General features: G+C 73.6%; 20 protein-coding genes. 13 read left to right on the top strand and 7 right to left on the bottom strand.

The annotated features are described in order from the left end of the window. Positions 1–126: 126 nt before the first annotated feature. Complete coding sequence (locus tag ACF1BH_RS10790) at positions 127–456, bottom strand: TlpA family protein disulfide reductase (RefSeq protein WP_391642069.1); 330 nt, start codon at positions 454–456, stop codon at positions 127–129. A 300-nt stretch (positions 457–756) separates the two neighbouring features. Here ACF1BH_RS10790 and ACF1BH_RS10785 point away from each other — a divergent pair, with 300 nt between their 5' ends. After that, positions 757–1,473 carry a lysophospholipid acyltransferase family protein gene (locus tag ACF1BH_RS10785; RefSeq protein ID WP_391642068.1) on the top strand — a complete coding sequence of 239 codons (717 nt, stop codon included), beginning with the start codon at positions 757–759 and terminating at the stop codon, positions 1,471–1,473. 52 nt (positions 1,474–1,525) lie between these two features. Here ACF1BH_RS10785 and ACF1BH_RS10780 read toward each other — a convergent pair whose 3' ends face one another. The 4 genes from ACF1BH_RS10780 to ACF1BH_RS10765 form a co-directional block, all read right to left on the bottom strand. Then, complete coding sequence (locus ACF1BH_RS10780) at positions 1,526–2,101, bottom strand: transglutaminase domain-containing protein (RefSeq protein ID WP_391642067.1); 576 nt, start codon at positions 2,099–2,101, stop codon at positions 1,526–1,528. Positions 2,102–2,185: 84 nt separating this feature from the next. Next, positions 2,186–3,277: a threonine aldolase family protein gene (locus ACF1BH_RS10775; protein WP_391642066.1), complete on the bottom strand. Its 1,092-nt coding sequence runs from the start codon at positions 3,275–3,277 to the stop codon at positions 2,186–2,188. Then, entirely contained in the window at positions 3,256–4,017 is a 762-nt protein-coding gene (locus ACF1BH_RS10770; RefSeq protein WP_391642065.1) for an SDR family NAD(P)-dependent oxidoreductase, read from the bottom strand. The genes ACF1BH_RS10775 and ACF1BH_RS10770 overlap by 22 nt, the downstream gene beginning before the upstream one ends. Before the next feature lie 68 nt (positions 4,018–4,085). Further along, a complete protein-coding gene (locus ACF1BH_RS10765; protein ID WP_391642064.1) occupies positions 4,086–5,483 on the bottom strand; it encodes a DUF6421 family protein in 1,398 nt (465 codons plus the stop codon). Positions 5,484–6,080: 597 nt separating this feature from the next. Between ACF1BH_RS10765 and ACF1BH_RS10760 the strand changes: the two genes are divergently transcribed. The 4 genes from ACF1BH_RS10760 to ACF1BH_RS10745 all read left to right on the top strand — a co-directional run bounded on the left by ACF1BH_RS10760 (position 6,081) and on the right by ACF1BH_RS10745 (position 9,501). Then, the gene (locus ACF1BH_RS10760) at positions 6,081–6,764 is read left to right on the top strand and encodes a glycerophosphodiester phosphodiesterase (protein ID WP_391642063.1); all 684 of its coding nucleotides are present in this window, start codon (positions 6,081–6,083) and stop codon (positions 6,762–6,764) included. Between the two features lie 228 nt (positions 6,765–6,992). Further along, positions 6,993–7,856, top strand: a complete 864-nt coding sequence (locus ACF1BH_RS10755; RefSeq protein ID WP_391642062.1) for an ABC transporter substrate-binding protein — start codon at positions 6,993–6,995, stop codon at positions 7,854–7,856. Beyond that, positions 7,853–8,740: an amino acid ABC transporter permease gene (locus tag ACF1BH_RS10750; protein ID WP_391642061.1), complete on the top strand. Its 888-nt coding sequence runs from the start codon at positions 7,853–7,855 to the stop codon at positions 8,738–8,740. Before ACF1BH_RS10755 ends, ACF1BH_RS10750 begins: the two co-directional genes overlap by 4 nt. Beyond that, entirely contained in the window at positions 8,737–9,501 is a 765-nt protein-coding gene (locus tag ACF1BH_RS10745) for an amino acid ABC transporter ATP-binding protein (protein ID WP_391642060.1), read from the top strand. Before ACF1BH_RS10750 ends, ACF1BH_RS10745 begins: the two co-directional genes overlap by 4 nt. A 47-nt stretch (positions 9,502–9,548) precedes the next feature. Here the strand turns inward: ACF1BH_RS10745 and ACF1BH_RS10740 are convergent, their stop codons facing one another. Beyond that, entirely contained in the window at positions 9,549–10,082 is a 534-nt protein-coding gene (locus tag ACF1BH_RS10740) for a GNAT family N-acetyltransferase (protein WP_391642059.1), read from the bottom strand. Positions 10,083–10,282: 200 nt separating this feature from the next. Between ACF1BH_RS10740 and ACF1BH_RS10735 the strand changes: the two genes are divergently transcribed. The 5 genes from ACF1BH_RS10735 to ACF1BH_RS10715 all read left to right on the top strand — a co-directional run bounded on the left by ACF1BH_RS10735 (position 10,283) and on the right by ACF1BH_RS10715 (position 14,423). Then, a complete protein-coding gene (locus tag ACF1BH_RS10735) occupies positions 10,283–10,669 on the top strand; it encodes a VOC family protein (protein WP_391642058.1) in 387 nt (128 codons plus the stop codon). Between the two features lie 186 nt (positions 10,670–10,855). Continuing rightward, on the top strand, positions 10,856–11,653 hold the full coding sequence (locus ACF1BH_RS10730; protein WP_391642057.1) for a DUF5134 domain-containing protein: 798 nt from the start codon (positions 10,856–10,858) through the stop codon (positions 11,651–11,653). A 205-nt stretch (positions 11,654–11,858) separates the two neighbouring features. Further along, positions 11,859–12,794 carry a M56 family metallopeptidase gene (locus ACF1BH_RS10725; RefSeq protein ID WP_391642056.1) on the top strand — a complete coding sequence of 312 codons (936 nt, stop codon included), beginning with the start codon at positions 11,859–11,861 and terminating at the stop codon, positions 12,792–12,794. 120 nt (positions 12,795–12,914) lie between these two features. Continuing rightward, a complete protein-coding gene (locus tag ACF1BH_RS10720; protein ID WP_391642055.1) occupies positions 12,915–13,634 on the top strand; it encodes a phosphatase PAP2 family protein in 720 nt (239 codons plus the stop codon). Positions 13,635–13,724: 90 nt separating this feature from the next. Next, positions 13,725–14,423 carry an HAD family hydrolase gene (locus ACF1BH_RS10715; RefSeq protein ID WP_391642054.1) on the top strand — a complete coding sequence of 233 codons (699 nt, stop codon included), beginning with the start codon at positions 13,725–13,727 and terminating at the stop codon, positions 14,421–14,423. Positions 14,424–14,447: 24 nt separating this feature from the next. Here ACF1BH_RS10715 and ACF1BH_RS10710 read toward each other — a convergent pair whose 3' ends face one another. Next, positions 14,448–14,960, bottom strand: a complete 513-nt coding sequence (locus ACF1BH_RS10710) for a hypothetical protein (protein ID WP_391642053.1) — start codon at positions 14,958–14,960, stop codon at positions 14,448–14,450. 510 nt (positions 14,961–15,470) lie between these two features. Between ACF1BH_RS10710 and ACF1BH_RS10705 the strand changes: the two genes are divergently transcribed. The 3 genes from ACF1BH_RS10705 to ACF1BH_RS10695 are packed head-to-tail and all read left to right on the top strand — an operon-like array spanning position 15,471 to position 18,887. Next, complete coding sequence (locus ACF1BH_RS10705; RefSeq protein WP_391642052.1) at positions 15,471–16,136, top strand: response regulator transcription factor; 666 nt, start codon at positions 15,471–15,473, stop codon at positions 16,134–16,136. A gap of 32 nt (positions 16,137–16,168) precedes the next feature. Continuing rightward, positions 16,169–16,846, top strand: coding sequence for a DUF4255 domain-containing protein (locus ACF1BH_RS10700; protein WP_391642051.1), 678 nt, complete (start codon positions 16,169–16,171; stop codon positions 16,844–16,846). Then, entirely contained in the window at positions 16,836–18,887 is a 2,052-nt protein-coding gene (locus ACF1BH_RS10695; RefSeq protein ID WP_391642050.1) for an ATP-binding protein, read from the top strand. Before ACF1BH_RS10700 ends, ACF1BH_RS10695 begins: the two co-directional genes overlap by 11 nt. Positions 18,888–18,905: the final 18 nt, after the last annotated feature.

Below are 18,905 nucleotides of genomic sequence, written 5' to 3'. Positions count from 1 at the left end.
GCGCGCTGGCGGTCCTCAGCAGATCCACGTGCGCGCGTCCGTACAGCAGGGTTCCTGGCCGCATCACGTCAGCGTGACGAGCTTCGGGGCGGAGCGTCAAGGGGCGCCCGGTATCTGGGAGATCCCTCACCGGACCGCCTCGCCGAGCGCCGCGATGACATCGGCCTTACGGGGCTGACCGGCGGCGCGGCGCACGATCGCGCCCTCGGCGTCGAGCACCAGGACGGTCGGCGTACCCGTGATCCGCAGCTGCCGGACGAGGCCGAGCCGGGATTCGGCGTCGATCTCGGTGTGGGTGACGCCGTCGACCATGGCGGCGACCTCGGCGAGGGTGCGGCGGGTGGCGCGGCAGGGCTGGCAGAAGGCGCTGGAGAACTGCACCAGCGTGGCGCGCTCCCCGAGCGGCGCCCCCAGACTCTCCGCGTCGAGCCGTGCGCCGTCGTCCTGCTGGGGCACCGTCGGCCTCCTGGATGTGGGGTGGTGCGGGTGGTCGTCCGAAGGTGCAGCGCACGCGGCGCCGGAATGATTCCCACGGGCGTCCCACCACTCCCGGAACGGCGGCGCGAACGGTACGCCCGGGGCGCGCGCGGCGCGACGGGAGCGGGGCATACGTGATGAGAATCTCCCGCTCCGGGGGGCCCGTGTGGTAGCCGCGACGCCTGTGATCGGGCACGATCTCCCGAAAGCCGCTTCTTACGGCTGCGTAGGTTTCCGCCGGGAGAACCCTCCCCGGGCACAGAAAAGGGGCCCCCCGACATGGCCGAACTGGTCTACCCGCCGGTGATCGGTGCCGCGCGCACACTCTTCAAGTCACTCGACCTGAAATTCGACATCGCGGGCGCGGAGAACATTCCGCAGCACGGCGGCGCGGTGCTGGTGAGCAACCACATCGGGTACCTCGACTTCGTCTTCGCAGGTCTCGCTGCGCGTCCGGCGAAGCGTCTGGTGCGGTTCATGGCCAAGGAGTCGGTGTTCCGGCACAAGGTGTCCGGGCCGCTGATGCGGGCGATGAAGCACATCCCGGTGGACCGCGCGCAGGGTGTGCACGCGTACCGGCACGCGCTGTCGGCGCTGCGGTCGGGCGAGGTGATCGGCGTCTTCCCGGAGGCGACGATCTCGGAGTCGTTCACGCTGAAGGGCTTCAAGTCGGGCGCGGTGCGGCTGGCGCAGGAGGCGGGGGTGCCGCTGCTGCCGATGGCGCTCTGGGGCACCCAGCGGCTGTGGACCAAGGGCCACAAGCGGGATCTGGGGCGTAACCACTTCCCGATCACGATCCGGGTGGGCGAGCCGATGGACGCGGACCCGGCCGAGCAGGCGGAGAAGATCACCGATCGGCTGCGCTCGCGCGTCCAGGACCTGCTGGAGGCGGCGCAGCGCGCCTACCCCGTGCGCCCCAAGGGGCCGGAGGACACCTGGTGGATCCCGGCGCACCTGGGCGGTACGGCCCCGGCGGCGCCCGGCTCGCCGGCCTGACGCCGAGGCCCGGGGCCGCGGGGCTCCCGGGCTCTTCCACGCTCTTTCGGCCTCAGAAGTCGGTGGGGAGCGTCCGCCACAGCTCGGCCCGGTCGGCCGCCCGCCGCAGACACCGGAGTACGACGGGCCGCGGCTCGGCGTACAGCACCGGTGAGTCCGCCTCGCCCAGATCCGTACGGACGGGCCAGGCGAGCTGTTCGCGGTCGGTGCGGAACTGTGCGTCCACGCCGGGTTTGTTGCCGCGCGGATCCTGGCGCGCCCAGTCGCCGCCGGGGAGTTTGAGCGCGATCAGTCCGTGCAGGGTGTCGAGCTTCTGGTAGCAGAGCGCGGTGGGGATGGACTCGGCACGCAACAGGGCGGCCAGGGCATGGGCCTTGGCGAAGCAGATACCGGTGCGCCGCGTCAGCACGTCGGAGGCGCGCCACGTGACGCGGGGGTCGTCGGCGTCGTGGGAGTGCGGGACGGTGTCGCGCACGAACTCGAAGGCGGCCTTGGCGTATGTGTATGCGTCGGTGGTTTCGGCGCGCAGCCGTGCCGCGGTGGCCCGGACCTGCGGATGATCGTGGTCGATGGCCTCGCTCACCGCCAAGTAGGCCGACAGCTCCGGGTTTTCCTGGATCAGCTCCATGCGCCGGGAGCGTAGCGATGCGCCCGACCGAGAGTCAATGACTTTTCGGTCGGACGCATACCTATTCAGTTCTACGGGGTGCCGTCAGGCGGCGCCGATCTCCTCACGGAGGGCGGCGAGGAAGCCGTCGACGTCCTCCTCCGTGGTGTCGAAGGCACACATCCAGCGGACCACCCCGGCCGCCTCGTCCCAGAAGTAGAAGCGGTAGCGCTTCTGGAGGCGTTCGCTGACGGCGTGCGGCAGGCGGGCGAAGACCGCGTTGGACTGCACGGGGTAGAGGATCTCCACCCCGGCGACCTCCCGGACGCCGGCCGCCAGACGCTGCGCCATGGTGTTGGCGTGCCGGGCGTTGCGCAGCCACAGGTCCTTGGCGAGCAGCGCCTCCAACTGCACGGAGACGAAGCGCATCTTGGACGCCAGCTGCATCGACAGCTTCCGCAGATGCTTCATCCCCCGCACCGCGTCGGGGTTGAGGACGACGACCGCCTCGCCGAAGACGGCGCCGTTCTTCGTGCCGCCCAGGGAGAGCAGGTCCACGCCCACCGCGTTGGTGAACGTCCGCATCGGCACGTCCAGCGACGCCGCGGCGTTGGCTATCCGCGAACCGTCGAGGTGCACCACCATGCCCAGCTCGTGGGCGTGCTCGCAGATCGCCCGGATCTCGTCCGGGGTGTAGAGCGTGCCCAGTTCGGTGCTCTGGGTGATCGAGACGACCTGCGGCATGGCGCGGTGCTCGTCGTCCCAGCCGAACGCCTCACGGTCGATCAGCTCGGGGGTGAGCTTGCCGTCCTCGGTCGGCACGGTCAGCAGCTTGAGGCCGCCGACCCGCTCCGGGGCGCCGCACTCGTCGACGTTGATGTGCGCCGACTCGGCGGCGATCACCGCGCCCCAGCGGTCGGTGACCGACTGGAGCGCGACGACGTTGGCGCCGGTGCCGTTGAAGACGGGGAACGCCTCGGCCCGCTGCCCGAAGTGGCTGCGGATCACCCGCTGGAGGTGGGCGGTGTACTCGTCCTCGCCGTAGGCGATCTGATGACCGCCGTTGGCGAGGGCGAGGGCCGCGAGGACCTCCGGGTGCGCGCCCGCGTAGTTGTCGCTGGCGAAGCCGCGTACCTGGGTGTCGTGGTGCTGCCGGGCGTCGGTCTTGCCGCCGCTCACGGCTCGGGGGTCAGCCACAGACGCTTTCCATTCACTTCCCGGGCGGGCCTGCCCCAGACCCCGGCGATGGCCTCGGCCAGCTCCGTGACATCGGTGAAGCCCGCGAACTTGGCGTTCGGTCGCTCGGCGCGCATCTGGTCGTTGACGAGCGCCTTGACGACCAGGATCGCAGCCGCGGCCCGCGGGCCCTCCTCGCCCCCCGCCTTGCGGAAGCCGTCGGCCAGCGCCAGCGTCCACGCCTCGGCCGCCGCCTTCGACGCGGCGTAGGCGGCGTTCCCGCCCGTGGGCTTGCTCGCCCCGGCGGCGCTGGTCAGCAGGTACCGGCCGTTGCCGGAGCGCTGAAGTCCTTCGTAAAAGGCGAGGGAGGTGTGCTGAACGGTGCGGATGAGGAGGTTGTGCAGCAGGTCCCAGTCGTGCAGGTCGGTCTCGCCGAAGGTCTTCGAGCCGCGCCAGCCGCCGACCAGATGGACGAGCCCGTCGACCCGGCCGAACTCCTTCTCCGTACGGTCGGCCCACTCCCGGGTCTGCTCCGGGTCGAGCAGATCGACCGTGTCGCCGATGACCGTGGCACCGCCGTGGGCGTAGCGGGCGGCGTCGACCGCCTCGGCCAGCCGGCCGGCGTCCGCGTCACAGCCGACGACCGTGGCGCCCGCCTCGGCCAACCGCAGCAAGGTGGCCCGCCCCGCGGGTCCGGCGGCGCCCGCCACCGCGATGACAGCGCCCTCCAACGACCCCTGGCCGCCCGTCGAAATACTCATCTCCGTCGCCTCCTCATCCTTCTGGACACCTGACTGACCTGCGGTTTCGGTGGTGGCGCGGTCCGTGGTCACGCCGCCGCCGGCATCTCGCGGCCGGCCGTGATGCCCTTGGTGGAAGCGATCACCGTACGCAGCTTCTTGGCAAGGGCCTCGTAGAACATGCTGAGCGGGAACTCGTCGGGCAACACGTCGTCCACGAGCTTGCGCGGCGGCTGGTCGAGGTCGAGGGCGTCGGGACCCTTCGCCCAGACCGATCCCGGGTGCGGGGCGAGGTAGGTCGAGACGAGGTCGTAGGCGGCGAACCAGTGGACCAGCTTGGGCCGGTCGATGCCGTCGCGGTAGAGCTGCTCGATCTCTCCGCAGAGCTGGTTGGTGACCTTCGGCGCCCGCTCCCAGTCGATGTGGAGAGTGTTGTCCGTCCAGCGTACGACGTCGTGCTTGTGGAGGTACGCGAAGAGCAGCTGGCCACCGAGGCCGTCGTAGTTGCGATTGCGGTCGCCGGTGACCGGGAAGCGGAACATCCGGTCGAAGATCACCGCGTACTGCACGTCACGGGCCTGCGGGTACCCCTCGGCCTCCAGCTTCACGGCCTCGCGAAAGGCGGTGAGGTCGCAGCGCAGCTCCTCCAGGCCGTACATCCAGAACGGCTGGCGCTGCTTGATCATGAACGGGTCGAACGGCAGGTCACCGTGGCTGTGGGTGCGGTCGTGGACCATGTCCCACAGGACGAACGCCTGCTGGCAGCGGTCCTGGTCGGCGAGGAGGGCGCGGATGTCGTCGGGCAGCTCGATGCCGAGCGTGTCGACGGCCGCCTCGCTGACGCGGCGGAAGCGCGCGGCCTCACGGTCGCAGAAGATGCCGCCCCAGCTGAACCGTTCGGGGGCCTCGCGCACCGCGATGGTCTCCGGGAAGAGGACCGCGGAGTTGGTGTCGTACCCGGCGGTGAAGTCCTCGAAGGTGATCCCGCAGAAGAGCGGGTTGTCGTAGCGGGTGCGCTCCAGCTCTGCCAGCCATTCGGGCCAGACCATGCGCAGGACGACGGCCTCGAAGTTGCGGTCCGGGTTGCCGTTCTGCGTGTACATCGGGAAGAGCACGAGGTGCTGAAGGCCGTCGGCGCGCTGCTGCGCGGGCTGGAAGGCCAGCAGGGAGTCGAGGAAGTCCGGTACGCCGAAACCGTCGTCCGCCCAGCGGCGCAGGTCGGCGGCGAGCGCCTCGTGGTAGGCGGCGTCGTGCGGCAGCAGCGGGGCCAGCTCGCCGAGGGCGGCGATGATCACGTCGACCTCGTGGCGAACCGTTTCCGCAGTGGGGGCGCCGTCGGCGGTCAGGTCGATCGAGCCGTCCTTGGACTGCCACGGCCGGATGGCCTCGACCGCGTGCTTCAGGGTGGCCCACGCCGGGTGCGCGGTCACCGGCTCCGCGGGCGCGGCACCTGTCCGAGCACCCACAGGCGAAAGGATTTCCGTCATGACTGCCCTCCGGCGGTAGATCGTGTGGTGCACCCACCGTAACCAGCCAAGGTTCTTTCGCTCAAGAGGGGCCGGTGAAAATTATTCCGTCGGCACCCCCAGATCACGAGGATTTTTCCTGCCGGCGCGGGGTGGAGCGACATGTTCTCACCGAATCCGCCGTTCCGTAGCCCGGGGCGCAGGACGGCGTCAGCCCCGTGGGGACGCGCCCACGCGCGGGTGAGCGGGTTCGCGGACGGCCGGGGCGGACAGATACCCCTGAGCGGGTGCTCCCGGCCGGCAGCCAGGGGTTCGCGTCCGGTGCGGGGCACGGTGGACGGCCTCCGCGGGCGACCCGGCCGCGGGTCGCGGGGGCGCCCGGCGGAGCGTGCGGTGGCCGGTCCGCGCCCCTTCCGGGGCCCGGCGAAGCCGTTAGGATGTGCGCCATTTCGTACGGCTTTGTGCCCGAGGTCGTGGCACGCGGGGCGCCGGGCCGGGGCGGTGCGGGCCGTCGCCGGGGCCGGGCGTCCGGGGCGTTCCGGGGTGCGGGGCCACGGCACCGCCGCACGGCGAGTTGCGACGTCAGAGCAGTACCGAGCCGACAGAAGCGAGGCAGCCTTGTCCTTTCTCACCATCGGACACCGCGGATTGATGGGCGTGGAGCCGGAGAACACGCTCCGGTCGTTCGTCCGCGCCGAGCGCGAAGGGCTCGACGTCGTCGAGCTGGATCTGCATCTGAGCAAGGACGGCGCGCTCGTGGTGATGCACGACGCGGATGTCTCGCGGACCACCGACGGCAGCGGGCCGATCGCCGAACAGACCCTCGCGGAGCTGCGCGAACTGGACGCCGGACGGGGCGAGCGGATCCCGGTGTTCGAGGAGGTGGTGGACGCGGTCCGGGCGCCGCTGCAGGCCGAGATCAAGGATGTGGCGGCGGCGCGGGCGCTCGCCGAGGTGCTGCGGGCCCGCGACCTGACCGGCCGGGTCGAGGTGATCTCCTTCCACGACGAGGCGTTGGCGGCCATCCGGACGCTGGTCCCGGGCGTCCGCACCGCGCTGGTCGCCAGCCGGTACGGCCTGGACGTGGTCGACCGGGCGCTGGCGGTGGGGGCGCCGATGCTCTCGCTCAACATCCGCCGGCTGACCCTGGAGTTGGCGGAGCGGGCCCGTGCCGCGCAGCTGCGGGTGGTGGCGTGGACCGTCAACACCCACGATCAACTGCGGCTGGCCCGCGGTCTGGGCCTCGACGGCGTGGTCACCGACCGGCCGGAGATCCGCCGGGCGGTGCGGTTCACGGCCTGACAGGGCCGCCCCGGAGCGGGCCGTCCACCGCGCCGGTCGCGGGACGGCTCGCGCCGGGGCACTCCTTCGGGCGTGGCCCGGGGCGTGCTTCCCAGGGGGCGCCGGCCCGCCCCGGCGCCTCGCCTCGGGCGAAATCCGCAGTTCACGGGCGTGCAATCTCGTTCCGGCATCCGGACGATTTCCGCAATGATCTCGACAGATGGCCTCCGGCCCTGTCACTCTCCCGCCATGCGCCTCGCCTCTCGCCCCGCTCTTCTCGCCGTGTGTGCCGCCGTGTTGGGGTCCGCCGCCGTCGGCTGTGCGCCGCAGGACGCGCCGTCCGATGCGGCGGGCAGGGCGACGTGCGCGCCCGGCAAGCTGGACACGGTGACGGCCGGGAAGCTGACCGTCGGCACCGACAAACCCGCGTACGCGCCGTGGTTCCAGGACGACGACCCGGCGAACGGCAAGGGCTTCGAATCGGCCGTCGCCTACGCCGTCGCCGACCGGCTCGGCTACCCGCGCTCCGCGGTCGGCTGGCAGACCGTGCCGTTCAACAATGCCTTCGCGCCCGGTGAGAAGAAGTTCGACTTCGACATCAACCAGATCTCGATCAGTGCCTCCCGCGAGCAGGCCGTCGCCTTCTCCTCCGGCTACTACGACGTCCGGCAGGCGGTCGTGGCGCTCAAGGGCTCGAAGGCGGCGGGCGCGAAGAGCATCGCCGACCTCAAGGGCGTACGGCTCGGTGCCCAGGTCGGCACCACCAGCCTCGACGTCATCAACGACACCGTCCGGCCCACCCAACGGCCCGCGGTCTACCAGAAGAACGACTTCGCCAAGTCCGCGTTGAAGAACGGTCAGGTGGACGCGATCCTCACCGATCTGCCGACCGCGTTCTACATCACCTCCACCGAGGTCAAGGACGCGAAGGTCGTCGGGCAGTTCGCGGACACCGGCGCGGACGGCGAGCAGTTCGGGCTGGTGCTCGACAAACAGAGCCGGATCACCGGCTGCGTCCGGTCGGCCGTCGACGCGCTGCGCAAGGACGGCACGCTCGCCGCGCTGGAGAAGAAGTGGCTGGCCGACGCCGCCCATGCGCCGGTGCTCAAGTGAACCTCGTCAAGGGCCCGTCGGTGCCTCCCCAGGACGACGGCTACGTCCCGTCCGCGCGGCGGCTGGCGCGGGAGCGGTACCGGAGGACCCGGGCCCGCCGCGCGGTCGCCGTCGCCGCGGTGTCCACGCTGGTGACCGCCGCCGTGCTGTACGTGGTGATCACCGAGTCGCCCGGCTGGCAGCGCACCCGCGAGACCTTCTTCAGCGCCGCGTACGCCCGCAAGGCGCTGCCCAGGGTGCTGGAGGGGCTGCTGCTCAACCTGGAACTGCTGGTGGTGTGCGGCGCGGCGGTGCTGGTGTTCGGGATGGCGCTGGCGGTGGCGCGGACGCTGCGCGGTCCGGTGTTCTTCCCGCTGCGCGCGCTGGCCACCGCGTACACCGACTTCTTCCGCGGACTGCCGCTGATCATCTGCCTGTTGATGGTGGTCTTCGGCGTCCCGGCGCTGCGGCTGCAGGGCGTCACCACCGATCCGGTGCTGCTCGGCGGGGCGGCGCTGGTCCTGACGTACTCCGCTTACGTGGCGGAGGTCTTCCGCGCCGGCATCGAGTCGGTGCACCCCTCGCAGCGGGCCGCGGCGCGGTCGCTGGGGCTGTCGAGCGGGCAGGCGCTGCGGTTCGTGGTGCTGCCGCAGGCGGTACGCCGGGTGGTGCCGCCGCTGCTGAACGACCTGGTCTCGCTCCAGAAGGACACCGGTCTGGTGTCGATCGCCGGGGCGGTGGACGCGGTCTACGCGGCCCAGATCATCGCGGGCAAGGACTTCAACTACACGCCGTACGTGGTCGCCGGGCTGGTCTTCGTCGCCCTGACGATCCCGATGACGCGCCTGACGGACTGGGTGACGGCCCGGATGGACCGGCGCCGCGCCCAAGGAGGGATCGTATGAGCGGGCCGGGTGCCGCGCCGGTGCTGCGGCTGGAGGCCGTCCGCAAGACGTACGGACGGGGCACGGTCGTGCTGCGGGACGTCGATCTGGAGGTCGCGCCGCACACCGTCACGGCGCTGATCGGGGCGTCCGGCTCCGGCAAGTCGACGCTGCTGCGGTGCGCGAATCTGCTGGAGGAGATCGACGACGGGGCGATCTTCCTGGACGGCGAGGAGATCACCGATCCGCGCGCCGACGCGGACGCGGTGCGCCGCCGGATCGGCGTGGTCTTCCAGGCGTACAACCTCTTCCCGCACATGACGGTGCTGGACAACATCACGCTGGCGCCGCGCCGGGTGCACGGGGTGGCGCGGGACGAGGCCGAGGCGCGCGCCCACGAGCTGCTGGAGCGGCTGGGGCTCGGCGGGCGGGCGGACGCCTATCCGGACCGGCTCAGCGGCGGGCAGCAGCAGCGCGTCGCCATCGTCCGGGCGCTCGCCTGCCGCCCCCGGCTGCTGCTGCTCGACGAGATCACCGCGGCGCTCGACCCGGAGCTGGTGGGTGAGGTGCTGGGCGTGGTGCGCGGGCTGAAGGAGGAGGGCATGACGATGGTGCTCGCCACCCATGAGATGGGGTTCGCCCGGGATGTCGCGGACCAGGTGTGCTTCCTGGACGCCGGGGTGATCCGGGAGCGCGGCACCCCCGAGGAGCTGTTCGGGGCACCGCGCGAGGCCCGGACCCGGCAGTTCCTGGAACGGGTCGTCGGTACGGGGCGCCGGTAGCAGCGGCGGCGCTGCGGTGCGCTCCGCCGCGGGCTCACCGGGTGGGCTCAGCCGAGTGGCTTGACCAGCAGTTCGAAGGCGAGGTCGTCGCGCTGCGGGATGCCGAACCGCTCGTCGCCGTAGGGGAACGGGCTCAGCACGCCGGTGCGGCGGTAGCCACGCCGCTCGTACCAGGCGATCAGCTCGGTGCGCTGCCGGATGACGGTCATCCGCATCTCCTCGGCACCCCACTCGGCGCGGACGGCGCGCTCCGCCTCGGCGATGATCACCTTGCCGAGGCCGCCGCCCTGGAGCGTCGGGCGGACCGCGAACATGCCGAAGTAGGCGTGGTCACCGCGGTTCTCCAGCTGGCAGCAGGCGATCGGCTCGCCGTCGCGCTCCGCCACCAGCAGCCGGCTGCCCTCCTGGTGCACCACGGCGGCGACACCCTCGGAGTCCGTGCGCCGGCCCTCCAGCAGATGCGCCTCGGTGGTCCAGCCCGCCCGGCTCGCGTCGCCCCGGTACGCCGATTCGATCAGTGCGACGAGCGCGGGGATGTCGTCGTCGGTGGCGGAGCGGAAGACGAGTGCGCCGGTGGGCATGGTGCGGGGGTTCCTCTCGGGCGGTGGTGGGCGCCGGGCGGCAGGGCCGCGGCACACCGCGAGGCTAGCAAGGCGACACTCCGGGCGATCAGGGCCTTTCGTCCCGATGCCGGGCCGGGCACGTCCCCATGGGCTCCCCGGCGCCCGGAGCCCGCGCGCGGCGCCCGGCCGCACGCCCCCAAACGCGTAGGGTCCGGCGCATGGTGCAGGTACTGAGCAGCAGGGTGCTGGTGCGGCCCGCGGACCCCGAGCGGTCGCGGACGTTCTACGGCGGGACGCTGGGGCTGGAGATCTACCGGGAGTTCGGCACGGGCCCCGAGCGCGGCACGGTGTACTTCCTGGGCGGCGGATTCCTGGAGGTCTCCGGCCGGTCGGACGGGCCGCCCGGGCGGACCCTTCAGCTGTGGCTCCAGGTGGCCGACGTGGCGGCGGCACACGACGCGCTGGCCGCGGGCGGGGTGGAGATCCTGCGGCCGCCGGTCCGGGAACCGTGGGGCCTGATCGAGATGTGGGTCGCCGACCCGGACGGCCACCGCCTCGTCCTGGTCGAGGTGCCCGCCGACCATCCCCTGCGCTACCGGCCCTGACCTGCGGCTCCGGGCGTCCGGGCCGGAACCCCGGCCACCGGGCGACACCACCGGCCCGAGCCTCCCCGGGGCGGCCGGTCCTGCGCCCCGCGCCTGCCCCCGTGCGCTCCCTTGCGCCCCCCGTGACCTGGGCATTCTCCGGTCGTACGGGATCGGTGTCCGGCCGGTGCGCGGGAGGCCGCCACCGTGCCGGACCGCGGTGGGGAGGTCGGAGTGCACGGGCCGTCGCTGACGAGTTGGCTGCTGGTGCTGGTGTGTGCCGCGGCGGGCGGGTACTGCCTGTCGCGGGCACGCCACGGGACGGCGGCGCAGCGGTACCGGGCGCGCGGTCAGGCGCTGATGGGGCTGGCGATGGCGGTGATGGCGCTGCCCACCACGGTGTTCGCCCCGCCGCCGTGGCTGGCGTGGGCGTATGCCGCGGTCTTCACCGCCGCGGCGGTGCGGGCCCTGTGGCTCCGGCACGCCCACCACACGGTCGACTCGCTGGCGATGGTGTACATGGCGCTGGTGATGACCCCGCTCCTGGCGGCGGACCCGGCGATGACCGGCACGGCGCCGATGGCGATGCCGGGCGGCCACGGCGGCGCGATGGCCGCGGAGCACGCGGGGCACGCCGGTATGGGTGGCCCGCCCCTGGTGACGGGCGCCCTGTTGGTCTACTACGCCGCGTCCGTCGTCCTCGCCGGGGTCCGGCTGATACCGGGAGCGGGCGCGGTGCGGGCGGGAGCGGTCGCGGTGCCCGCGGGAGCGGGCCGGGTGGCCGGTGCGCGGCGCGGCGGAGGCGCTGCCGGGCTGCCGGAAGGCGCCGCTGCCCGGCCCTCGCCGGACGCCCCGCCCGGTCTCCCGGAGGGGGCACCGGCCGATCCCCCGGAGGGCGCCGGCGGCCCCGCCTCCACGGGCTCCGCTCTCCGGCGCGCCGAGGCGTTCGGCGTCTGCCGGCTGGCGATGAGCCTCGGCATGCTGGTGATGCTGCTGTCGGTCTGACGCCGGTCCGACGCCGGTCCGACGCCGGTCTTGGTCCGCGCGCCCGACCGGGCGGCGTCCGGACCGGTGCCCGGGGCGGCTCCGTGGACGGTGTCCGGGAGCGGTGTCCCGGGGCGGTCCGCCACACCTCCGGCCGGGGTGGCATACGTCACTTCCGGAACGCCGCCGTACCGCCCGCGAGCGGGGCGCTCATAGGCTGGCCCGCATGATGGTCCCCCTCACGCTGATGATCCTCGGCGTGCTGGCCGCGTCCACGGCGCCGCGGCTGATGGCCCGTTCGGACTGGCCCGACCGCGAACCGGTGCTCGCCCTCTGGGTCTGGCAGTGCGTGGTCGCCGGTGTGCTGCTCTGCTGCGGGCTGGCGATGGCGCTGAGCGCGGCCGCCGCGTGGGACGCCGTGCGCGGCCCGGTGTTCGGCTTCGCGCCGCGGGTCGTCGTCGAGGCGTACGCGCTCAACACCTACGGGCCGTGGGCCGGTTCGCTGGCGGCGCTGCTCGCCGGGGGCGCGGTGTGGACGGCGGTGGCGCTGACCCGTGAGGTGCGGGCGGCGCGGGCCCGGCGGCGGCAGCGCCGCGCGGATCTGCTGCGCCGGGTGCCGCTGCTGCCCGGCGAGGAGCGCTCGGGCGACCGCCTCGTCGTCCTGGAGAGTGACCGCCCCGAGGCGTGGTGGCTGCAGCGCAGCGCGCCCCAACTCGTCGTCACCACGGCAGCGTTGCGCCGACTGAAGGATCGTCAGCTCGATGCGCTGCTCGCCCATGAGCAGGGCCACGCCCGGGCCCGGCACGATCTGCTGCTGCACTGCGCCTCGGCGCTGGCGGCCGGTTTCCCGCAGGTCCCGGTGTTCGCCGCGTTCCGGGATCAGGTGCACCGGCTGGTCGAACTGGCCGCGGACGATGTGGCGTCGCGCCGCTTCGGGCGGCTGACGACCGCGCTGGCACTGGTCGGGATGAACGAGGACCGCGGGGTGTTCGGGCCGTGCCCCGAGCAGTTGGGGCAGGTGCCGCAGCGGGTGGACCGGCTGCTGGCGCCGGGCGTCCGCTTCTCCCCCGCCCGCCGGCTGCGGATCACCGCGTACGCCGCGCTGGTCCCGGCCGTACCCCTGCTGATCACCTTCGTACCGGGGCTGCACGCCCTGGCCTGACGTGCCGTCACGGCTGGCCCGTGGGAGAGATGGCGGGCCGCGGCCCGCGGTTCCGCCGTGCGGGCCGGGGCTTCGGGGTGGGGCATGGTGCCGGGCCGCGGTGTCCGCGAAGATCGGCGCATGACCTCGTCAGAACGGCGCGCGGCGCCGACGCCGCGCCCCCTCGGCTCCTCCTCCCGGCACCCGTCCCCGCGTGCGCCGCTGGCCGTGTTCCTCGGCTGTGCGGTGCCCGCCGTCGTCCTGACGGTGCTGGTCACGGCGGGCTGGGCGCCGCTGCTCCGGCTCGACCGGAGCGTCGCGGACACCCTGCACACCACGGCCGTCGGCGCGCCCGGCTGGACCCACCTCAACCGGATCCTCACCGACTGGGTGTGGGACCCCTGGACGATGCGGACCGTCCTGGCGGTGACGGTCGTCCTGCTCCTGCGCCGCGGCGCGTGGCTGCTCGGTGTCTGGGTGGCCGCCACCTCGCTCCTGGGCACCGCACTCCAGCAGGGGTTGAAGGCGGCGGTGGACCGGGACCGTCCGGTGTGGCCCGACCCCGTCGACTCCGCGCACTACCAGGCTTTCCCGTCCGGGCACGCGCTGTCGGTCACGGTCGCGGGCGGTCTGCTGCTCTGGCTGCTGCACCGGCACGCGCCCCGCCCGGCCCGGTGGTGGGCGGCCGTCGCGGTGGTGGCGGTGTCGATGGCCGGCGTGGGCTTCACCCGGGTGTTCCTGGGGGTGCACTGGCTGTCGGACGTCGTCGGTGGCTGGCTGTTCGGCGCCACGGTGGTCGCGGCGGCGGTGACGGCCCACCGGGTGTACGAGCGGCGGCGCACGGCGGGGCGGGCGGCGTGAGCGGCGGCCCGGCCGGGTGAGCCGGGGCCCCGGCGTACGGATGCGGTCGGGGCCGTGGCGTGCCGCGGCCGGATCGCCGACGATGGCGGCATGACCGTGGCCAAGGGTGTGCTGTTCGACTTCTCCGGGACGCTGGTGCGGATCGAGCCGGCGGAGCGCCGGCTGCGCGGCGCGTTGGCGGAGACCGGGGCCGTTCTGGACGAGGCCGCGCTACGTGACACGGCCGCGGCGCTGGAGCGGGCCGGGGCGCTGCCCGGCGGCGCCGAACCCGAGGCGGTGCCGCCGGAGCTGGCCGGGCTCTGGGCGGAGCGGGACCGCGACCCCCGCCACCACCGCGAGGTCTTCACCGCCCTGGCCCGCCGGGTGCCGCTGCCCTCCGCCGCGCTGCCGGAGGCGCTGTACGCGCGCCATATGCGTCCCGAGGCGTGGCGGCCGTACCCGGACGCGGTGGAGGTGCTGGCCGAACTGCGCGGGCGCGGACTGCGGTTGGGGCTGGTCAGCAACATCGGCTGGGACCTGCGGCCGGTGCTGCGCGCACACGGCCTGGCGCCGTATCTGGACTGCGCCGTCCTGTCGTACGAGCACCGGATGGCGAAGCCCGATCCGCGGCTCTTCACCGTCGCCTGCCGGGAGTTGGGGCTCGCGCCGGACGAGGTGCTGATGGTCGGTGACGACCGGCGGGCGGACGGCGGCGCGACGGCGGTGGGCTGCCGCTATCTGCCGGTCGCCCCGCTGCCGGTGGACCGGCGCCCGGACGGGCTGCGGGCCGTGCTGGACCTGGTGGGCTGAGCGAGGGGCAGGCCCGGCCGCCCGTCACCGCTCCCTCCCCCACCTCCGCAGCACCTCGAAGTCGTCCGCGAGCAGCCCCACCGCCGGGTCGACGCACCGCAGCAGGACCTGGCCCGGGTGGTTCCGGGTGATCCAGGACCGGTCCGGTGCGCCGATCTCGTCGTCGACCCAGGCGAACGGGCCCCCGTCGGCGACGGCGACCAGGCGGCGGGTCTTCCAGTGCACGCCGTCGGGGGCGCGGTGCGGGGGCCGGGGCCAGTCCACGTACGGGAGGGCGGGGAGGCCCAGGACGGGGGCTATCCAGATGTTGGCCTCGGGGCCCCAGGTGCTGGCCCACACCAGGCGGTAGCCGAGGCCCAGGAGCAGCGGGCCGTGCCGGGGATCGAGGCGTACCGGCAGCGGCGGGTGCGGTTCCTCCCAGCCGGTGGGGCGCATCGGCAGGGTGGTGTATCCGGACGGGGCCCGTCCGACGGGGGCCTGCCACGGGTTGAGCGGGCCGTCGACGTCGAGGAAGAGGATCGGGCGCGGGTCGGTCACCCGTCCGATGCTCCTCCCCCGGCCGGGCGGACGCGAGCGCTCCACCGGTCCGTCCGTCCCGGATGCGGGGTGCGGCGAGGCGATGAATTTCCTTCCGGTTCATCGAACAATTGTAAAGTTAGCGCAAAGAGTGCCGGTGGCGTATCCCGGTGCGCGCGGCCGCATTTTTTCGGGAATTACCATTCCGCCACAGACCCGGAACCACATCCACACCTCTCCCCACAATCCCCCGGCACCGCGTACACAATTCGCCAGATGGCCTGTTTCCGACTGGCGAGTAACGGTCGACACCCCTATCCACTACCGCCATGAGCTGCGGAAACGTGATCGGTTCACCGTTTCCCGAACTTTTTCCTCGACAAATCCGTCACAGCTGGATCGCGCACGCAACCTTCCCCGTCCGCACCACCATCTGAGACCACATCAAGTGGTGTCATAGTGAGGGCACGGGTCGTCCGCTGCGGAAATCTCTCCGCGCCGGTGCGGCGATCGGTACGGGGAGGACAACAATTGCGCGGCTCATTCAGAACCGCCGTGGAGGAACCCGCACAGCGCATTCCCGTCGTGGTACACGCGCCGGATCCCATCTCCCGGGAAGGGACCATCAGCCAGCTGCGGGGCCATGCCGTGATCGACCTCGTCGACGAGGCGACCGCGCAGCAGTCGGGCGGCGTCGCGGTGCTGCTCACCGAGTCCCTCGACGAGACCATGCTCGGCTGGCTGCGGCGGCTGGTGCGCAGCGACGGGATGCACGCCGTGCTCGTCGTCAGTCTGATCCGCGAGGCGGAGCTGCTGGACATCATCGAGTGCGGGGTCGGCGCCATCGTCTGGCGCCGCGAGGCCACCGGCAACCGCCTCCTGCAGGCGGTCGTCGCCGCCTCCCGGGGCGACGGCGACCTCCCCGCCGATCTGCTGGGACGGCTGCTCAGCCAGGTCGGCTCGCTCCGCCCGGGCACGCTCGGCGTCCCCGGCGGCCGCCCCTCGGGGCTCTCCCAGCGCGAGGTCGACGCGCTGCGGCTGGTCGCGGAGGGCATGGACACCAACGAGATCGCCCGGAAGCTGGCCTACTCCGAACGGACCGTCAAGAACATCATGCAGGGGCTGACGACCCGTCTGAACCTGCGCAACCGCGCGCACGCCGTGGCCTACGCGCTGCGCGAGGGCTACATCTCGTGAGGGCCGTACGCGGCCGACTGGAGCGACACTGAATGATCCACGAAGTGGACGAGGTCATCGAGGGACTGCTGACCGGCGGGGCGCTCGCCGGCAGCGGCATCGAGATCGCCTTCGACGCCCCGACCCGCACCTGGGCGTCCCGGCGCAACTCCCCCACGCTCAACGCCTATCTGTACGACATCCGCGAGGACACCGCGCGGCGTGAGGGCGGCACCGTGCCGGTGCGCGACGAGCGCGGCGCCGTGCTGCGCAGGCGCCGTCCGCCGCGCTGGTTCCGGCTGTCGTACCTGGTCACCGCCTGGACGAAACGGCCTCAGGACGAGCACCGGCTGCTCTCCGCGGCGCTCGCCTCGCTCCTCCCCCACGAGCTGCTGGCGCCCCCGCACCTGCCGGGTTCGCTGGGGGCGCTCGGGCTGAGCGTGCCGCTCGTCGTCGGCGCGGCACCGGGCGACGCCCGCTCCCGCGCCGAACTGTTCTCCGCGCTCGGCGGCGAACTCAAGCCCTCCGTCGACCTGATGCTGACCGTGCCGTTCCCGGGCTTCCCCGAGTACGACGCGGGCCCGCCGGTCACCGAGGGGGCGGTGGTCTCCGCCCGGGAGCTGGACGGCCCCCTCGCGGACGAGCCGCGCGCCCACCAGGAGCGGCACCTCAAGGGTGTGGCCCGGCCCGCGTCCGCCGCCGGCACCGCGGAGGCGCCCGGTGAGCGGTGACGCGCCCGCCCCCGCGCAGCCGCTGGCCGACCGGCTGGCCGGGCTGCGCGAGCGGGTCGCCGCGCTGGTCGCCCGGCGCGGCGCGGACGACCCGACGGCCGACGACCCGCTGCGCGGCCTGTACCTCTCCGACGACGCGGTACGCCACCGGCTGCACGGCCGGACCGAGGCCGGGGGCCCGCCGCCCGACGGGCGGGAGGGGCCGGACGGCGCCGCGGTGCCCGGCGACCGGCTGGGGCGGCTCGCCCGGCGGCTGGGGCTGACCCCGCTGGACTCCACCGTCCTGCTCATCGCCCTCGCCCCCGACCTCGACCGGGACTTCGAGCCGCTGTACGGCTACCTCAACGACGACGTCAGCCGGCGTCGCGCCACCACGGGGCTCGCCCTCGACCTGTGCGGGCTGCTCGCCCCGGACGGCGCGGGGGCCGCGGCGCGGGCCCGGTTCCATCCGTCGGCGCCGCTGTCCGCGTACGGTCTGCTGCACATCGAGGAGACCGACCGCCCGTTCCTCGGCCGCTCGCTCCGCGTCCCGGACCGCGTCGCCGCGCATCTGCTGGGCGACGACACCCCGGACGCCGCGCTCGCCGGGTACGTCACGGAGCTGCCCGGCGCCCCGGCGGACGGACCGGCGGATCCGGCCGATCAGCTCGGTGCGCTGCTCGCGGCGGGCCCGGCCACCGTCTATCTGCGCGAGCACCGCGAGGGCGACGGAGCGGCCCGCGCGGCGGCCGCGCTGCGCGCCGCGGGCCGGGCGGCGCTGCGCTTCACGCCGCCCGCCCGGCCGCGGCGGCCCGACGACGGCACGGCGGAGCCGGCGCCGGACGGCCGGGGCCCGGTGGCGGCCCTGCTGCGCGAGGCCCGGCTGCGCGACTGCGCCCTGGTCGTCGGCCCGCTGCCGGACGAACCGGGCCCGCTGATCCGGGAGTTGGCGGCGGAGGACGTGCCGGTGCTGCTGTGCGGGACGCGGCCGTACGACCCGCTGTGGTGCGCCCGCGATCCGCTGGTGCTTCAGGCGCCGCGGACCCGGGCGGGCGCGGCGGACACCTGGGAGGCGGCGCTCGGCGCGGACGCCGCCACGCCCGGCCTCGACCTGGCGGCGACGGTCGCCCCGTACCGCCTCGACGGTGAACGGATCCGGCGGGCGGCCCGTTCCGCGCTGGCCCTGGCCGCGCTGGAGGGCACCGCGCTGACCGCCGCGCATCTGCGGCACGCCGCCCGGCAGCAGTCGGCGTCCGGTCTGGAGCGGCACGCCCGGCGGATCCGCCCGGACGTCGGCTGGGCCGATCTGGTGCTGCCGGACGGGCCGCTGGGGCAGCTGCGGGAGCTGGCGCTCCGCGCCCGCCACCGCGACCGGGTCCTCGGCGACTGGCGGCTGAGCGCCGGCGGCGGGCGGGGCCGGGGGGTGCTGGCGCTGTTCGCCGGGGACTCCGGCACCGGTAAGACCCTGTCGGCGGAGGTGGTCGCCGCCGATCTCGGTCTCGACCTCTACGTCGTGCAACTCTCCTCCGTCGTCGACAAGTTCGTCGGCGAGACGGAGAAGAACCTGGAGCGGATCTTCACCGAGGCGGACCGCACCGACGCGGTGCTGCTCTTCGACGAGGCCGACGCCGTCTTCGGCAAGCGCTCCGAGGTGAAGGACGCGCACGACCGGTACGCCAACATGGAGAGCGCCTACCTGTTGCAGCGGCTGGAGGCGTTCGACGGCATCGCGGTGCTGACCACCAATCTGCGGGCCAACATCGACGACGCGTTCACCCGGCGGCTGGATCTGGTGGTCGACTTCCCGTTCCCCGACGCGGAGCAGCGGCTGGCGCTGTGGCGCCACAGCCTGGCGCACGTCCCGTGCGCGGAGGGGATCGATCCGGGGCCGTGTGCCCGGGAGTTCGAGCTGTCCGGCGGTTCGATCCGCAGCGCGGTGGTCACCGCCGCGTACGCCGCCGCCGGGCGCGGCGGCCCGGTGACCGACGCGGACCTGCTCACCGGCGCCCGCCGCGAGTACCGCAAGGGCGGACGGCTGGTGCTGGACGACGCCGGCTGGTGAATCCGCCCACGGGGGAGG

This window comes from Streptomyces sp. NPDC014733 (genome assembly GCF_043083385.1).
Taxonomy (GTDB): Bacteria; Actinomycetota; Actinomycetes; order Streptomycetales; family Streptomycetaceae; genus Streptomyces.
Note: the sequence above shows the minus strand (reverse complement) of the source record. Positions and strands in the feature narration are given on the sequence as shown.

Excerpts from the sequence above, each read along its gene's own strand:
- ACF1BH_RS10785 (WP_391642068.1), top strand. The coding sequence starts at position 757 with ATGGCCGAACTGGTCTACCCGCCGGTGATCGGTGCCGCGCGCACACTC.
- ACF1BH_RS10780 (WP_391642067.1), bottom strand. The coding sequence starts at position 2,101 with ATGGAGCTGATCCAGGAAAACCCGGAGCTGTCGGCCTACTTGGCGGTG.
- ACF1BH_RS10770 (WP_391642065.1), bottom strand. The coding sequence starts at position 4,017 with ATGAGTATTTCGACGGGCGGCCAGGGGTCGTTGGAGGGCGCTGTCATC.
- ACF1BH_RS10765 (WP_391642064.1), bottom strand. The coding sequence starts at position 5,483 with ATGACGGAAATCCTTTCGCCTGTGGGTGCTCGGACAGGTGCCGCGCCC.
- ACF1BH_RS10755 (WP_391642062.1), top strand. The coding sequence starts at position 6,993 with ATGCGCCTCGCCTCTCGCCCCGCTCTTCTCGCCGTGTGTGCCGCCGTG.
- ACF1BH_RS10745 (WP_391642060.1), top strand. The coding sequence starts at position 8,737 with ATGAGCGGGCCGGGTGCCGCGCCGGTGCTGCGGCTGGAGGCCGTCCGC.
- ACF1BH_RS10740 (WP_391642059.1), bottom strand. The coding sequence starts at position 10,082 with ATGCCCACCGGCGCACTCGTCTTCCGCTCCGCCACCGACGACGACATC.
- ACF1BH_RS10735 (WP_391642058.1), top strand. The coding sequence starts at position 10,283 with ATGGTGCAGGTACTGAGCAGCAGGGTGCTGGTGCGGCCCGCGGACCCC.
- ACF1BH_RS10725 (WP_391642056.1), top strand. The coding sequence starts at position 11,859 with ATGATGGTCCCCCTCACGCTGATGATCCTCGGCGTGCTGGCCGCGTCC.
- ACF1BH_RS10720 (WP_391642055.1), top strand. The coding sequence starts at position 12,915 with ATGACCTCGTCAGAACGGCGCGCGGCGCCGACGCCGCGCCCCCTCGGC.
- ACF1BH_RS10715 (WP_391642054.1), top strand. The coding sequence starts at position 13,725 with ATGACCGTGGCCAAGGGTGTGCTGTTCGACTTCTCCGGGACGCTGGTG.
- ACF1BH_RS10700 (WP_391642051.1), top strand. The coding sequence starts at position 16,169 with ATGATCCACGAAGTGGACGAGGTCATCGAGGGACTGCTGACCGGCGGG.